Consider the following 15,520-nt stretch of genomic DNA (forward strand, 5'->3'; position numbering starts at 1 on the left):
CCTTTTCAAGATAAATCTGTCACCATCCGAGTAATTTCGGAACGGATCCTCATGATTTTCTGTTCAAGCTGCACTGCTTCGTCTTGAACGATTCCTTTATAATTTTTATAGTTCGAGATAACAGAGTTCGCATTTTCAATGATTTCTTTCACTTGCCCTTTTCTCAGACTTCCGCTTGTTTTACAGTCGTTTAAAATGGATTCCAAATGCTCATTCAATTTCGCATTGACCATATTCCGATTGTCGAATGTATTGACGACTGGAATCTTAAACCCTTCGCTATTTTCGAGGGATGATGTGAATTTAACCAACTTCGCCAATCCTTCTGTATGCGAATCTGGAACAAAGTATATTCCTCCATTTGGACGAACAGGTGTAGGTGCAAGAGACTGTAGAATTTTATTGACCATAACTCTCAATTGCTGGGCTGAATAATTATCCTTATAGATATTGAATTTCTGCTCAGCTTCCATGCATAGCTCTTTAGCTGTCTCATTCTCGGATATGAATGTGATTGACTCATTCTTCTTGTCTAACGTAATCACACCGGCTTTGCTGTTGTATTCAAGCCTCTTTCCCGCCTGATTCACGGATTCAACAACAATATTCCGTTGCACATAATCCTTGTCCGAAAAGACCTCCCTGATCAGATAATTTTCAAATACTCCCGTCTGAGAAGTGGCTTTTCGTGTTTCAATCTCTTTCGTGGCCCGTCTGAAAGCATCAGCTGGCCGAATGGCATTTGGCATCCAATCTTCCTCCAAACCTGACTGAATTAGGCGTTCTTTTAAGTCAGCCGTTTTAATCAGTTGTTTCCCTATACTGAACCACATTAGATGACCGAGTACTCCCTCTTGGTTTTCATTTTGAACTGCTGTCATGTTCTCAAGATTGATTGACATGCTAATCAACTTCCTTCCTATTTTATTTTGTAGAAAAAAAGCATCCACTTAGCTTTCAGCTAAATAAGATGCGTTTTGAAATAACCCTTGTTTACTTTTAATATTCCAGTCATCCGATTGCCCCTCACCTTTCATTCGACTAGTTAGGAAAACAAAAAAGCCGATTGCATCCTAACGGACTCAATCGACTTTAAATATATATAACGCACATTGCGTAATTAATATGTGGTAATCTGCCTAACAACACACTTAAGACGAAATCGTCTGCCTAACTTCCCTCCTATTAATAGAAGATATGAAGGCTAACAATTTTATGCCGAATCTCATTCTGCCAAATGCAAAAGTATAACGGCTTTCACCAAGAAAACAGTGACTAAAATATATAAGGAATATGTTTCTAGCGTATCAAAATCGGCTACCCTTCGCAAATTTGTTGTTAAACTCTAAACCTATTAGCCACTTATCAATCTACATTTTCGATTTACATTAGTAGTATAAAAAAAGGGACAATTACCTTGTCTGAAAAGCACCCTTTATTCGGGAAAAATAAAAAAGCTCTGCATCCAAGACAGATGCAGAGCCCATTATTAATCAAAACGGTACATAGCGTAAAGGATTAACTGTGTTCGAGGATGAATAATACCCGTCGTGGAGTTGAAAGTGAAGGTGAGAACCGGTGGAATCCCCAGTCGAACCCATTCCTCCGATTTTCTGTCCCTTTTCAACACTTTGTCCTTGGGAAACACCTACACTGGATAGATGAGCGTAAACCGTTGTGAAGATTTGTCCATCAACAGAGTGAGTGATTATAATGGCATTTCCAAATCCCCCAAGCCGACCTGCATGGGAAACAACCCCAGCACCCGCAGCATAAATCGGTGTTCCAACAACATTGGCAAGATCAGCACCTTTGTGCATTCTCCACTCATTGTAGATAGGATGGAACCTATTCCCATACGGAGATGTAAAAAGTCCAGTGGAAGGTTTTGTCCAATAACCACTTGAAATTGCAGGTGCGGAAGACGAACTTGAGCTATTAGTATTAGAACGGGAGGATTTTTTCTTAACAGCTTCTGCTGCTCTCCTCTTCCGCTCTTCTTCCGCTTTACGCGCAATTTCTGCGAGACGTTTCTGTTCCGAAACAATTTTATCTTCAACTTCTTTACTCAACTCAACCGCTTCGTGGTATTCATCTTCCAATGACGCCTGTTCTTTTTGCAGTTTCTCTTGTTCAGCCTCGAGCTGGTCAATTAATTTATTCTGTTGAATTTTTTGAGTATCAAGATTTGATTTTAAGTCGACAAGTTTCTTTTTATTCGCTTCTTGTTGAGCTAGCTTGTCCTCAACCATTTTCCTTTGTTCTTCAAGAGCTTTTTTGTCAGCAGCTTGTTCTTCCATGATTTGGCGGTCTGCATCCATCAATGTATTAACTGCAGAAAAACGGTCAATGAAATCTGAGAAACTATTAGCACCTAATAGTACATCGAGATAGTTAACAGAACCGCCGCTAACTTGTAAAGCACGGATTCGCTCACGCAATATTTCATCACGCTCTGCAATCTTCTTCTCAAGCTCAGCTATGGAAACCTTCAATTCCTTGATTTCTTTTGTTGTTTGAGTGATTTCTACATTGACTCCATCGATTTTGCCGTTTGTATCAGCAATCTGTCTCCCTAGATCCTGGATCTTCTCCATCAATTTATCAATCTCAGATTTATTTTGTGATATTTCAACTTTCTTCTTCTTCATTTGAGAATCTAAACTATCTTTTTTCTGTTCCAACTTCTTCTGTTCTGATTTTAGGTCATTCATATTAGCAAGAGTAGCAGTTCCTGAAAATGAAAATAAGGTAACCGTAGCTATTGACAGGAGCATCCATTTCGACTTTCTCAACATTCGTTCCCCTTCCAAATCTATTAATCTATGTATTTTAGTTAAAGACATAAAACAATCTCAAACAATAATTACACCTATCAGGATCAAAACATCTACCTATGATGTCTCTTCAATCATAGTTTCTATTTGTCACTTTGCGATTTCCATGGAGGTGTATTTTTCGACAGCGAGCTCATTATATCATGGTATTTCACGCTTTTTATTACAGTTATATATCATTTATGTATCTTATTTGATAAGGGAAAAGAGATAGTATTTGTTGAATTAAGTAGAATAAGGACTCCATAACGAAAAAGATTAATTAAGAAATAAATCACACAAAAAAACAGCCACTTTACACAATGGCTGTTGCTGTTATTATTATGGCACTGAAGTTGTAATTCACCGACCAAATGGACAGAAATGAATTCGTGATAGTTACAGAATTAATCCTTATCCACCAAAAGGCTATCCTCCCTCATGGCATCATTAATAATTGTTTAAATGGCCTGATCCTAGGGTAATTTAACTATTGATGATATTTCATTTTGTTGAAATTTCATTATCAGATTAATAGGAGGAGAAAACTAATGACAGAACATCAACACTCTCATAAAACTGGTGAAACAGTTATGGAAACAGGTCACTATATTGACGAAAATGGCCATCATGTTGAATTAACAGCAGGACAAAAATTTCCTAGTTGCCCTTCTACAGGACAATCTACAAGTTGGAAACATGAACAATAATAATCGATTTAAATTAAATAACAGCTTACGATAAAGTGAGCGGTCTCAGACCGTAGACAAAAGGGTTGGAAATCGATTTGATTTCCAACCCTTTTGTTAATTATGAAGGTACTTTTTGAAAATACGGTCGTATTATCTTGCTATATTAGTTCCTGTCACGCCATAACTGGCGGTTTCCATGTCCAGGTGGCGAGCTTTTTGAGATTCTGGGCAACGAAAGTTAGGATTTCCTGCATGAATGATTATCATTCCTGTTATCTCTCGATTCGTTGAAAAGTGGTTTAATCTTGAGACTAAAGCTCGGCGTGCACTAATTCTCCGTGGAGCAGCACATAATCCGCTCGTTGATCCACCTCTAGCTTTAGCTCTGTCCAATGAAGTAAGCAGACATTTATTGAACTTATGTGTGAGCTTATTTAATTACTTTTGCGTGACTGAACGATTTGGATGTAAAAAAATAATAATCGACAACTCCTCGGCTTTTCTTATCGTATAGAAGGTTTTACTGTCATTTCTTGTCTAGCCTCTGCATTTGTTACTTTCTCTTAACTATAGAACCCTTTATAGATAAATTAGGTATACACCCATCAGGCTAAAAGCAATTAGTGAAATGAAAAAACTATACATATTGGACGATTGCCGGATTGATTCCGGCAAGATTTCTTTAATCGTAACCATATAAATAGTTCCGATTGTCAAACTAATTAAGAATGACCATAAAAGATTATTTTGCATACCGATCATTTCACCGATCAAAGCGCCTAATGCAACAGGTGCTGCAATGAAAACAGAAAGAAGAAACAACAGATAAATTCTAATGCCGGCAATAAAGAATGGAGTAAAAAGTATCATGCCTTCAGGGATATTATGTAATATTAATGCCTGTAATAAAGCTAAACTAAATTTGGAATGTTCACTGGTCCCGAGAATTACTCCTACAGGGAAATTGTGAACTGAAATGATGAGAGCTAAAAATAACCCCATTCTTACATTATGATGTTTTCGTGAGTTTATTAAATCAGGGTTCCTGTGCAACCTCATATGAATTAGCTCAAATATAATAACGCCAGCTAAGAAACCTAAAGAAAAAACAATCCAGTTCCCTAGGTGTAAGGCTTCCGGCACGATTTCAAAACTAATTAACCCTAAGATCAGCCCTGTACAGACAGCATAGATAGTCCCAATGCTTCTTTTAAAACCATTTATAAAACTAGCAAGAATTCCTCCTGCACCAATTCCAGCAAAAGTTGATAAAAAGCCGATAAGCCATACATGAGTCAATAAACCATCCTTTAGTTAGTTTTGTCTATATGTTTATATGGCCATGGAATATAAATTATGCTTAAGGCTTGCCCTCATAAATTTAACTTAGTTTTACTTTTTTACGATATACACCGTCATTTCATATGTTCAATGAGGTACTTGGCATCGTAACGTACTCCCTGAAGCAAAGAAGATCCTCTTCGTGATTGCCATGGTAAGCCTAAAAAGTAAAGACCATTTACCGGGCTTATCCCCCTATCGTGAATAATCTTTTTCTGCTTATCAAATACACCCTCCACTTTTATCCACTCATACTCTTGTTGGAATCCAGTTGCCCAAATAATATTATTCACTTCAAGGATTGTTGAATCGTCAAATATAATTTGATCGTTCTTACAGTTTACGACTTTTCCCTTTAACGTAACCCCAAAGTTTGTAATGGCACTTTTTAGATCACTTCCAAAGATCGGATCACCCTTTTTGCGCATTAATTTCCCGATGAATAATGTGTTTCTCACTTTTAGTATTCCCAATTTATCAAACCACCAAAATACACTCTTTCCTCCAACCGTTAATGGGAAGTAACTTGGCTTTTTACTTATGGCTAAATACGTTTCTCTCTCCTCCGACAATTCAACGGCTATTTGAGCCCCACTATTACCGCCTCCAACAACAAGCACTTTTCCTTTTTGAAGCTGTTTAGGGTTCTTATATTCAGATGAATGCATCTGTAAAATTCTTTCACTAAGGGAAGCCGAAAATGCGGGAATCCTTTTCTTCTGAAATGGGCCCGTAGCAACGACAACATTCGACGAATAGAACATGCCTATTGTTGTTTCAACACAAAAACTCTCTCCATGTTTTGTTACGGACAGAACCTCGCTATTGAGTGCTACTGGTAAAGCAAATTTTTCTGCATAGCGCTTTAAGTAATTTGCAATTTCATCTTTTGTAGGAAACCCATGTTGTTCTCCTTCTAGGAGAAGACCCGGTAATGAACTATACATTCTAGGTGTAAACAATTTTAAGGAGTCATATCTGTCTTTCCACACTTGCCCCACCTGTTGACCTTTATCTATTAGTAAGAAGCTTCCACCACTTTGTTTTAAATAATATCCCATCGCCAGTCCAGCTTGTCCTGCCCCGATAACAATGGTCTCGTACCGCATAGTCCTCTCCCCCTTAAAAGTATGTTTAAAACACAAAGAAGCCAAAAGAATGACAACTATGCTGAGTTGATTTCTTTGGCTTCTCTAACACTCTTTACTTAATGGACTTCTTTGATTTAATGAATATCATACAGCTGGCAATAATTACAAATGCCACTAACGCCAAAAACGGTATCGTAACAAATCCAAACCAGTTTATATATTGGGCACTACAAGGCACACCACTTACACATGGCTTGATCCCTCCAAAGCCGGGTATCTTCTGCTCCAAATATTGCATGAATGAAATACTTCCCCCAATTATTGATAACGGAAGCACGAACTTTTTAACGGAAATGTCATTCTGGAATGTTCCGATTCCCAATATCAAAGTTAGAGGGTACATAAGAATACGCTGATACCAACATAATTCACATGGAATATATCCTTTGATTTCACTGAAGTACAGGCTTCCGAACATAGCAACTAATGAGACAACCCAAGCAAAATATAATAGGAATCCTTGCTGCTTGCTTTTACTTCCTGTACTGTCCATCAGTTTTCATCCTTTATTTCTTGTTCAATTGTTGCCTTAATAGCCTCATAGTCAAAAGGATTCTCCATCACTTTGCCATTTATAACAATGGTCGGAGTCATCGAAACACCAGCTTCTCGCACTAATTCTTCATCGATTTTAACGTTTTCCATCGTCGCTTGCTGTTCCATGTCTTCTTTTAAAAGGGTTTGATCAATCTCAGGAAACCCACTTGCGATTTCAAGAATTCTTTCAGGTGTTACCCATGAGGCATCATGATTTTCAACAGGCTGGGCATCAAATAACGCCTGATGGAAATCCCAATACACTCCCGGATTCCGCTCGAAAACTGATTCGGCGGCAATCGAGGCTAAAGTCGATTCTTTGCCATGGAATAATACGTTGATAAAAGAAAATTTCACTTTACCTGTTTCGATATAATCTTTTACTAACGCCGGATAAACCCTTTCACCCCAAGCTTTACATGACGGGCATTTAAAATCACCGAATTCAACTACTGTCACAGGAGCATCTTCCTCTCCGAACGAGGGCTGGCCTGTAATATCAATATGTTGTATTTCAGTTGTCGATGTTTCCTGTTTGTTACTTAAAACAACGATCGCTGCCAATAATACTACTACCAAAAGAGTCATAATAACTGCAAATTTCATATTTGAACTCTTATTCTTTTTCATCAAATACCTCTTCTCTGTTATGTATTATTGAATGCTTGCCATTAACCCGAAGTATATAGAAATGACAGAGAACATTCCCATGAAAAAAGGAACGACTGCAGATGTCTTTTTCCTAAAACTATACATGATAAGCCACATGAAAATGATCGCAACAACGAAAAACAATATATTAATTGTATTCAACCCGAATTGCAAACTCATAGATGGATCAATGACTCCCGAATAGAAATAATTGAAGATAGCCGAGGGTCCATTGCCTGCGAGTGTAATCTCAATACTATGCGGAGGTTCCTGCTGACCCAGAACGCCGGTCGAAACAAACGTAAAGAAAAGAAGAATGCTTTCGAACTTCAACCAAGCTATTGGGTTGATTTGCTCTTGTCGTTTCAATTTGCGTCTGATCCAAAATCCATTTATAAAAGCAAAAAACAAAACCGGGATAATCGTTAGATGCTTTACTAATAAGGCTTGTCCATATGGTACCATCCAGGCGTCCCCATACTCATTCACATCTATCACCAATGTCATAAGGAAATAGCCAGTTCCTGCAATTGTAAGAAAACAAACGATTGCCAAAGGGGTGAACCACTTTAAGTAAGAAAGCCAATTCTCTTGGTTTTTTGAACACCAACCTACAATTAGCAGAATTCCAACCCACAATGTTACGGCTGAAAAGTGCAATGAATGGAAAACGAACCCACTCCATTCGGTTAGCGAAGCTGCGTGACTAGCCCAGCCCAATGCTAAGAGCAGGACAAGAGTGAAAGCGATAGAAATACCGGAAAGCACTTTGCTTTTCAATACCGGGAACAATGAAACAAAAAGGTAAAAGAAAACTGCAAGTATGACCGTTAGATTCCAAGCCTTCCCTACTTCAAAACCCCCTAGGACGTTTTGCATCGTCATAATTAGACCGATGTCTTCATAAAGAAATAGGATAATCCGAATGACTGGTACAGCTGAAAAGAACACAACACCTAATATCGCCAGCTGTAGTAAGCGCTTAGGGATATATATTTCAGGTTTCAACCGTTCCGGAATGAATTGAATGAGAAAAGCTCCCATCAATAAAGAAAAACAGAGATACAATAAACTTTCAGAAAGATAAATCCAAATCATTTAGTTTGCCTTCTTCCAATAACCCAGCAAAAAAAACCACCAGCTATAGTAAATAATATTATGAGGATTACAACAAGTACGTCATTTGATGCAATTTTGGATGTAACTTCAACTGGCTGCTCTACTGGCTCTTCTTCTACTTCTTCCGCGGGTAATACAGGTGTTTCTTCAGATGGTGCGGGATCATCTAATTCTTCTTGATTGACCATGAATGAATAAGTTCCCTGAATCGGATGGCCATCTGCACCAATAATCTTCCATTCGACTGTATATGTACCATTATCTAGAGGTTCATTGAAACCACTTGTCATGACATTTTCATTCACCATCGTATTTCCGACAAATTCCTCGTTGTTCTCATTAAAGACTTTCACAGTGCTCGTCGATTCAATTTTCGTATTAAATTCCAATACAATTTCATAAACGTCTTCAGCTATGTCGTCACCTTTGGCAGGTGACGAACTAGTTAAACCTGTATGTGCATAGGCACTGCTTGAAAATGCAAATAATAAAATCAGTGTCGAACTAATAATCCTCTTCATTACTTCCCTTCCTCCCAATAGCGATAAGATCACCTAGAATCCAAAATAATTGTATCAGAAAAGCCAATCATTAAAACAGCCATTTGAACATTATAATTGACAAAATTTCAACGGTTGAATATGCTATAGATAATCAAATGAATATTTGAATGAGGTGAAGGGATCTTGGAAAAAATCAAAGAGACTACTGGATCTGCTACAGCTGAAACTTGTGAAACATATTGTTATGACGAAGCTGTTGTCAATCGTGTTAGCGAGAGAATTGACGAAATCAGCGGGGTAGAACTACTCTTTAAAGCTCTTGCGGATGCAAATCGATTGAAAGTGGCTTATGCACTAACCCTGGAAGAGGAAATGTGTGTATGTGATGTTGCTAATGTCTTAAATACATCTACTGCAAACGCCTCCCACCATTTGCGCTACTTGCGCGATATGGGAATAACAGCTTCCGAGAAAAAAGGCAAGCTTGTCTTCTATTCGTTGGTTGACGAACATGTCCATCAATTAGTGAATATTGCGCTAGCACATTCGAAAGAGGGTTGGAACAAATAAATTCTTAGATCATGAACAATTAAGTATCTAATAAAGATAGCAATTGTACACCAAAAGGAGGTTATTAAAATTGACTGAAGCAAAAGAATTAGAAAATGAAAAAAATGTTTACCGTGTTCAGGGGTTTACCTGTGCAAATTGTGCAGGTAAGTTTGAAAAAAATGTTAAAAAACTCCCGGGAGTTCAGGAGGCAAAAGTAAATTTTGGTGCATCTAAGATATCGGTTTATGGTGATGCAACGATTGAAGAACTAGAAAAAGCTGGTGCATTTGAGAATCTTAAATTGGCTCCTGAAAAACCTAAACGGCAAACTCCAAAAGTGGTTATAGAGGACAAAAATGTATATCGCGTTGAGGGATTTACCTGTGCGAACTGTGCGGGTAAATTCGAGAAAAACGTTAAGCAAATTCCGGGGGTTCAAGATGCAAAAGTAAATTTTGGTGCATCTAAGATATCCATACACGGAGATGCAACAATAGAGGAACTAGAAAAAGCAGGTGCTTTCGAAAACCTTAAAGTGACCCCTGAAAAGTCTGCTCGCAATGCTTCACAAGAAGTAAAAGAAGGTGAAAACGAAGAAAAGTTACCGTTTTATAAAAAACATAGTACGCTACTTTTTTCTTCTTTACTAATTGTCTTCGGTTACCTTTCCTCGTTTGTCAATGGAGAAGAAAACATTGTTACTACCTTATTGTTTTTAGTATCCATGTTTATCGGAGGGTTATCACTTTTTAAAGTCGGTTTGCAAAACTTACTACGCTTTGAATTTGACATGAAAACCCTTATGACAGTGGCTGTTATAGGTGGTGCCATTATTGGAGAATGGGCAGAAGTTGCCATTGTTGTTATTCTCTTTGCAATTAGTGAAGCACTTGAGAGATTCTCCATGGATAGAGCAAGACAATCTATTCGTTCATTAATGGATATCGCTCCTAAAGAAGCTCTTGTTAGGAGAAATGGGCAAGAAATGATGATTCATGTCGATGATATTGCTGTTGGGGATATCATGATTGTAAAACCTGGTCAAAAGATTGCGATGGATGGTCTAGTCATTAAAGGTTACTCTGCCGTCAACCAAGCAGCTATCACAGGTGAATCAGTCCCCGTTGAGAAAACAGTTGACGATGAAGTATTTGCAGGTACTTTGAATGAAGAAGGATTACTTGAAGTAAAAATAACGAAACTCGTAGAAGATACAACCATTTCCAAAATTATACATCTTGTTGAGGAAGCACAGGGAGAAAGAGCTCCTTCACAAGCATTTGTTGATAAATTCGCGAAATATTACACACCGATCATTATGATCATTGCAGCATTAGTTGCCTTACTCCCTCCTCTACTCTTAGGTGGTAGTTGGGAAACATGGGTCTATCAAGGATTAGCCGTTCTTGTTGTTGGTTGTCCATGTGCGTTGGTCATATCGACTCCGATTTCTATTGTTTCAGCGATCGGGAATGCAGCGAAAAAAGGCGTCCTTATCAAAGGTGGAGTCTATTTAGAAGAAATGGGTGCCTTAAAGGCAATAGCATTTGATAAAACAGGGACATTAACAAAAGGTATTCCAGTTGTAACTGATTATGCTGTATTGAGTAATCAAATGAATGAAAAAGAATTATTGGCGATCATCACTGCTTTAGAGTATCGTTCCCAGCATCCCCTTGCTTCAGCTATTATGAAAAAAGCAGAGGAAGAAAACATTTCCTATTCCGATATACTGGTAGAGGATTTCACTTCTATTACAGGCAAGGGCATCAAAGGTAATGTAAACGGGATAACTTATTACATCGGTAGCCCGAAACTCTTTAACGAATTATTAACTGTTGATTTCGAAAAAGATTTAGAACAAAATGTCACTGCACTTCAAAATCAAGGAAAAACAGCTATGGTCATTGGAACCGAAAAGGAAGTACTCGGAGTTATTGCAGTAGCTGATGAAGTCCGTGAATCAAGCAAAGAAATTATTGAAAAATTACATCAACTCGGTATAAAAAAGACAATTATGCTTACAGGTGATAACAAAGGAACTGCAAATGCAATAGGTAGTCATGTTGGGGTATCTGATATCCGAGCTGACCTAATGCCTCAAGACAAATTAGAGTTTATAAAACAATTAAGGGCCGAGTACGGAAACGTAGCCATGGTTGGTGATGGTGTCAATGATGCACCTGCGTTAGCGGCTTCTACAGTTGGAATCGCAATGGGTGGAGCTGGGACGGATACTGCACTTGAAACGGCAGACGTTGCCCTTATGGGAGACGACTTAAGAAAACTTCCATTCACTGTAAAACTCAGCCGGAAGGCTCTGAATACCATTAAAGCTAACATTACCTTTGCAATTGCTATCAAATTTATTGCCCTATTATTAGTTATTCCAGGTTGGTTAACGCTCTGGATTGCAATTCTTTCTGATATGGGAGCAACCCTTATAGTTGCCCTAAATAGCTTGCGGCTAATGAGGGTGAAAGAATAAAGTGCTCAGGGCTTTCCAGACGATTGGAAAGCCCTTTTAATAATGCTTATTAAAGATATAGCTTCTAAATATCGTACCTAATTAAAAATGGAAAGATTGGGTATATGTTAAATATCAGTTTATATTCCAAATAGATATTCATATGGAACATAGACGCTGTCACTCTAAGGTAATAATAATATTTTCTCATTCTTAATATCCAAGGAGGAAACTAAAATGACTTCTGAAGGAATAAAAAATGTTGATTTGTTAATTATTGGTGCAGGATCTGGGGGATATGTAGCTGCCATACGTGCCGCTCAATTGGGGAAAAAGGTGGTGTTGGTGGATAAGGCAGAATTAGGAGGGGTTTGCCTTAACCGTGGGTGTATACCTTCAAAGGCTCTTATCAGCGCTTCCGAACGAGTAAAACACATCAAACATGCTAATACAATGGGGATCAAGGTTTCTGGTGAAGTGGAAGTAGAGATGCCAGAGGTAGTTAAGTGGAAGGACGGAATAGTGGAGAAACTAACGAATGGCGTTCGGACTTTGCTGAAAGGCAATGGAGTGGTAGTCATTAGTGGAGAAGCGTTTCTTACTGAACCCCATGTTGCCAGAATCAAAATTGGAAACGAAGAACAATTCTATTCTTACAAAGATCTAATTATTGCGATCGGGTCTCTACCTATCGAGTTAAAAAGTATGCCATTTGATAAAAAAAGAATCATTTCTTCAACTGAAGCATTAACGCTTCAAGAAGTACCGAAACATTTAGTTGTAGTAGGTGGTGGTTATATCGGTTTAGAATTAGGAACTGCTTATGCTAAATTCGGAGCTAAAGTAACTATCCTTGAGGGATCAGATACAATTCTTTCAGGGACGGACCCTATGCTTACAAATGTCGTGAAACGTCAATTAAAGGAACTGGGAATTACACTTATAACGAATGCTTTAGTCCAAGGTGGAGAAAATACAGGCGATGAAGTAAACATTAAGGTTCTTGTTAATGGAGAGGAAGAGTTGATTAGGGGTGACTATTGCTTAGTCTCCATTGGAAGAAAACCGAACACAGGTAAAATCGGATTAGAAAATATCGGGGTCGAATTAGATCAACGCGGTTTTATTAAGATAAATGAAAAATGTCAAACAAACGTGGAACATGTATATGCGATTGGTGACTGCGCTGGTGGCAACCTCCTTGCTCACAAAGCGAGTTACGAAGGTAAGATAGCTGCTGAAGTTATAAGTGGGCAAAAAAGCGTCATTGATTATCGGGCCATGCCTTTTGTTATTTTTAGTGATCCTGAAGTAGCTTATACAGGTTTAACAGAGATGGAGGCAAAAGAACAAGGATATGAAACGATTTCCAGTCGTTTCCCATTCCAAGCTAACGGCAGAGCATTAGCTGTTTCAGATGCTGATGGCTTCGTAAAAGTTGTAGCAGATAAGAAATCCAATCGGGTGTTAGGTGTACAAATGGTAGGCCCAGATGTATCTTCACTCATTGCTGAAGCAGTTCTTGCAATTGAGTGTGGAGCAACAGCAGAAGATCTTAGCCTTACGATTCATGCTCATCCAACTTTACCGGAACCCCTCATGGAAGCTGCTGAAGGCGTTATGGGACATGCTATTCATATGTTGAATAAAAAATAATTAGAGCTTATTTAATTCACCTGGACCTGCACAATCATAAGTGCAGGTCCAATTATTTAGTTTAATGGATTAGCATTAATTGAAATTATTATTATAAAAACGTAAATTGTTATCAGTGTTTTAAATGAAAGGATTATTAAATCAATAATTTGAAGTTCGGATTTGAATGAATCCCTAAATATTATTTAAGTTCGTTGGCTTTATACATAAAAACGTTCTTAAGCCTTCAAAAACTACTTTTTCTTGATACAGAATTTGCAACCCATTATCCTCTATATGACTTGTAAATTCACTCCACTCGAAAAATGCTTCGTTAGGATGGTCAAGGCCAAAGTACTTTTTAAAGAATTTAGATGCATCTCCATTCATGTCTTCAAGAAGCAAGACACCACCTGGTTTTAATACACGAGAAAATTCCTTAATGGCCTCTTTCCAGGCTGGAACATGATGTAAAACTCCAAATACAAAAACCGCATCAAATTCTTCCTCATGAACACCAATCTTTGTAATGTCTCCCACGAAGAAATTAGCGTTTAATTTTCTTTTCTTCGCCAAATCAATTTGACTCTCCATTAAGTCGAAAGCGTATAGCTTACTTGGAGAGTATTCTTTCTCAAGAAGATAGGTACTATATCCTGATCCACAACCTGCATCTAAAATCGATTTTCCCTTTAGATTGATATCATTTCGATTTAGAAAGTATTTAAACTTTTTAAATTCAAGGCTCTTTTGCATAAGTCTTCTTGCGGGGTTATTCATTAACATAAATTCAATTTTGTTTAGTTTCATATATGTAACACCACCTTTTGAAATTTTAGATAATCATTCAGAAGCTTTTCACCTTATCCATAGCGAGAAAGTATCAAATCATCATAAACACTTTAGATGACTGGAAATATAAATATCTAATTATCCGAAGAAAGACCACATTCTAGAAAGTGTATTCTGTTTTAACATAATATATATTCATAATTCTATAAACTCAATTGGAATAACCCATCGACCGTATTTCTCAAGTGTTTCAAAAACATATCTAGACCTTGCTAAACGATAGCCGATTAAACACCAGACTGCATCCTTTGTAAAGTAACAACCAACTGTAATGATCAGTTGGTTGTTACTTAAAGTAGAAAAGAACGGAACATAAATACCAATATTGTCTCCACCATTGGCAAATGTGATAAAGGCTACATTTAAATAGAACTTCCTCGAAAATTTAACACCCGTTAATACAATGATTATAATCTATTCAGGACGCTATTTTACACATTTTTAATCCCTCAGTCATTTAAAAAAATGACAATATAGCATTGAATGTACCATTCTCATACATGATGTAAATCCCTAGCCCTATAAATACAATTGGTACAATCCAGCGTTCGTATTTCTCTATTTTTTCGGATATGTAACTCACGGAAGCTAAGCGATAACTTACATAGCATAAAACACCAACCATAATTAAAAAAACAATCATAGCAACTAGAATTTCAATCGTATTTAATGTCGTGAAGTACGGTACATAAATCGAAAAATCATCCGCACTAGAAGCTAAAACAATAAAAGTAACTGTCAAATATAATTGATTAAACCGTTTGGAGGAAAATAGAGATAAAATATTACTTTCATTTTCATCCTCTTCCCCCTTGATCCAAACTTTAATACCTAGATAAAGCGGTAAAAGTCCAAGTAATCCTATTACCCATTGCTGAGGAATGAAATTTGCAATTCCAAAAGCAACTAAGAGACTCACTGCTATAATAATTGCGGTACCTATATATTGTCCTATCCAAATATGCTTCGCCTGTCCTTTTTTTATTTGCGAAAATAAAAGAATTAATATAATTAGGTAGTCAATCCCTGTCGCTAAATAAACAGCAGCTGCTGTGAGCATCGTTACGATCATTTTTTCATCTCCAATGTTTTTAGATGATATGATGCAAAATCCCAAAAACAAAAACAGCGCCACAATTGTCAGAATAAAAGTGTGTATGTAACACATTCCTAACAAAAAAATCCAATACCGGATATTTCCGTT

14 protein-coding genes and 1 pseudogene are annotated in these 15,520 nt (G+C 37.4%); 4 read left to right on the plus strand and 11 right to left on the minus strand.

Going from position 1 to position 15,520, the window contains the following annotated elements; genetic code table 11:
- Window positions 1–5 precede the first annotated feature (5 nt).
- Window positions 6–902, minus strand: a complete 897-nt coding sequence (locus tag OC538_RS02690; protein WP_262173167.1) for a DUF6744 family protein — start codon at window positions 900–902, stop codon at window positions 6–8.
- 591 nt (window positions 903–1,493) lie between these two features.
- Window positions 1,494–2,798, minus strand: a complete 1,305-nt coding sequence (locus OC538_RS02695) for a murein hydrolase activator EnvC family protein (RefSeq protein WP_262175119.1) — start codon at window positions 2,796–2,798, stop codon at window positions 1,494–1,496.
- Between the two features lie 569 nt (window positions 2,799–3,367).
- On the opposite strand from OC538_RS02695, the gene OC538_RS02700 reads away from it, so the two are divergent.
- A complete protein-coding gene (locus OC538_RS02700; protein WP_251695095.1) occupies window positions 3,368–3,526 on the plus strand; it encodes a hypothetical protein in 159 nt (52 codons plus the stop codon).
- A 561-nt stretch (window positions 3,527–4,087) separates the two neighbouring features.
- Here OC538_RS02700 and OC538_RS02705 read toward each other — a convergent pair.
- The 6 genes from OC538_RS02705 to OC538_RS02730 form a co-directional block, all read right to left on the minus strand.
- The gene (locus tag OC538_RS02705; protein WP_262173168.1) at window positions 4,088–4,807 is read right to left on the minus strand and encodes a ZIP family metal transporter; all 720 of its coding nucleotides are present in this window, start codon (window positions 4,805–4,807) and stop codon (window positions 4,088–4,090) included.
- 116 nt (window positions 4,808–4,923) lie between these two features.
- Window positions 4,924–5,958 (minus strand): flavin-containing monooxygenase, encoded by a 1,035-nt coding sequence (locus OC538_RS02710; RefSeq protein ID WP_262173169.1) that lies wholly within the window; start codon window positions 5,956–5,958, stop codon window positions 4,924–4,926.
- A 94-nt stretch (window positions 5,959–6,052) separates the two neighbouring features.
- A complete protein-coding gene (locus OC538_RS02715) occupies window positions 6,053–6,493 on the minus strand; it encodes a disulfide oxidoreductase (protein WP_262173171.1) in 441 nt (146 codons plus the stop codon).
- Window positions 6,493–7,167 carry a DsbA family protein gene (locus tag OC538_RS02720; RefSeq protein WP_262173173.1) on the minus strand — a complete coding sequence of 225 codons (675 nt, stop codon included), beginning with the start codon at window positions 7,165–7,167 and terminating at the stop codon, window positions 6,493–6,495. Before OC538_RS02720 ends, OC538_RS02715 begins: the two co-directional genes overlap by 1 nt.
- 24 nt (window positions 7,168–7,191) lie before the next feature.
- Complete coding sequence (locus OC538_RS02725) at window positions 7,192–8,286, minus strand: copper resistance D family protein (protein ID WP_262173174.1); 1,095 nt, start codon at window positions 8,284–8,286, stop codon at window positions 7,192–7,194.
- On the minus strand, window positions 8,283–8,828 hold the full coding sequence (locus tag OC538_RS02730; protein ID WP_262173175.1) for a copper resistance protein CopC: 546 nt from the start codon (window positions 8,826–8,828) through the stop codon (window positions 8,283–8,285). Before OC538_RS02730 ends, OC538_RS02725 begins: the two co-directional genes overlap by 4 nt.
- Window positions 8,829–8,993: 165 nt before the next feature.
- Between OC538_RS02730 and OC538_RS02735 the strand changes: the two genes are divergently transcribed.
- The 3 genes from OC538_RS02735 (at window position 8,994) to lpdA (ending at window position 13,485) form a co-directional block, all read left to right on the plus strand.
- Window positions 8,994–9,380 carry an ArsR/SmtB family transcription factor gene (locus tag OC538_RS02735; RefSeq protein WP_251695103.1) on the plus strand — a complete coding sequence of 129 codons (387 nt, stop codon included), beginning with the start codon at window positions 8,994–8,996 and terminating at the stop codon, window positions 9,378–9,380.
- Between the two features lie 70 nt (window positions 9,381–9,450).
- Complete coding sequence (locus OC538_RS02740; RefSeq protein ID WP_262173176.1) at window positions 9,451–11,850, plus strand: heavy metal translocating P-type ATPase; 2,400 nt, start codon at window positions 9,451–9,453, stop codon at window positions 11,848–11,850.
- Window positions 11,851–12,066: 216 nt separating this feature from the next.
- The gene (gene lpdA / locus OC538_RS02745; RefSeq protein WP_262173177.1) at window positions 12,067–13,485 is read left to right on the plus strand and encodes a dihydrolipoyl dehydrogenase; all 1,419 of its coding nucleotides are present in this window, start codon (window positions 12,067–12,069) and stop codon (window positions 13,483–13,485) included.
- Window positions 13,486–13,659: 174 nt separating this feature from the next.
- Here lpdA and OC538_RS02750 read toward each other — a convergent pair whose 3' ends face one another.
- From OC538_RS02750 to OC538_RS02760, 3 genes and pseudogenes are all read right to left on the minus strand, one after another.
- Complete coding sequence (locus OC538_RS02750; RefSeq protein ID WP_262173178.1) at window positions 13,660–14,274, minus strand: class I SAM-dependent methyltransferase; 615 nt, start codon at window positions 14,272–14,274, stop codon at window positions 13,660–13,662.
- Window positions 14,275–14,451: 177 nt separating this feature from the next.
- Window positions 14,452–14,694, minus strand: a pseudogene (locus tag OC538_RS02755) (cadmium resistance transporter); the annotation flags it as partial.
- A 79-nt stretch (window positions 14,695–14,773) separates the two neighbouring features.
- Complete coding sequence (locus OC538_RS02760; protein WP_262173179.1) at window positions 14,774–15,388, minus strand: CadD family cadmium resistance transporter; 615 nt, start codon at window positions 15,386–15,388, stop codon at window positions 14,774–14,776.
- Between the last annotated feature and the right edge of the window lie 132 nt (window positions 15,389–15,520).

Origin of the sequence: Saccharococcus sp. Marseille-Q5394 (genome assembly GCF_946901335.1) — a bacterium.
In the GTDB taxonomy this organism is placed as follows: Bacteria; Bacillota; Bacilli; order Bacillales_A; family Planococcaceae; genus Sporosarcina; species Sporosarcina luteola_C.

Excerpts from the sequence above, each read along its gene's own strand:
- OC538_RS02725 (WP_262173174.1), bottom strand. The coding sequence starts at position 8,286 with ATGATTTGGATTTATCTTTCTGAAAGTTTATTGTATCTCTGTTTTTCT.
- OC538_RS02720 (WP_262173173.1), bottom strand. The coding sequence starts at position 7,167 with ATGAAAAAGAATAAGAGTTCAAATATGAAATTTGCAGTTATTATGACT.
- lpdA (WP_262173177.1), top strand. The coding sequence starts at position 12,067 with ATGACTTCTGAAGGAATAAAAAATGTTGATTTGTTAATTATTGGTGCA.
- OC538_RS02715 (WP_262173171.1), bottom strand. The coding sequence starts at position 6,493 with ATGGACAGTACAGGAAGTAAAAGCAAGCAGCAAGGATTCCTATTATAT.
- OC538_RS02760 (WP_262173179.1), bottom strand. The coding sequence starts at position 15,388 with ATGATCGTAACGATGCTCACAGCAGCTGCTGTTTATTTAGCGACAGGG.
- OC538_RS02730 (WP_262173175.1), bottom strand. The coding sequence starts at position 8,828 with ATGAAGAGGATTATTAGTTCGACACTGATTTTATTATTTGCATTTTCA.
- OC538_RS02695 (WP_262175119.1), bottom strand. The coding sequence starts at position 2,798 with ATGTTGAGAAAGTCGAAATGGATGCTCCTGTCAATAGCTACGGTTACC.
- OC538_RS02710 (WP_262173169.1), bottom strand. The coding sequence starts at position 5,958 with ATGCGGTACGAGACCATTGTTATCGGGGCAGGACAAGCTGGACTGGCG.
- OC538_RS02690 (WP_262173167.1), bottom strand. The coding sequence starts at position 902 with ATGTCAATCAATCTTGAGAACATGACAGCAGTTCAAAATGAAAACCAA.
- OC538_RS02750 (WP_262173178.1), bottom strand. The coding sequence starts at position 14,274 with ATGAAACTAAACAAAATTGAATTTATGTTAATGAATAACCCCGCAAGA.
- OC538_RS02700 (WP_251695095.1), top strand. The coding sequence starts at position 3,368 with ATGACAGAACATCAACACTCTCATAAAACTGGTGAAACAGTTATGGAA.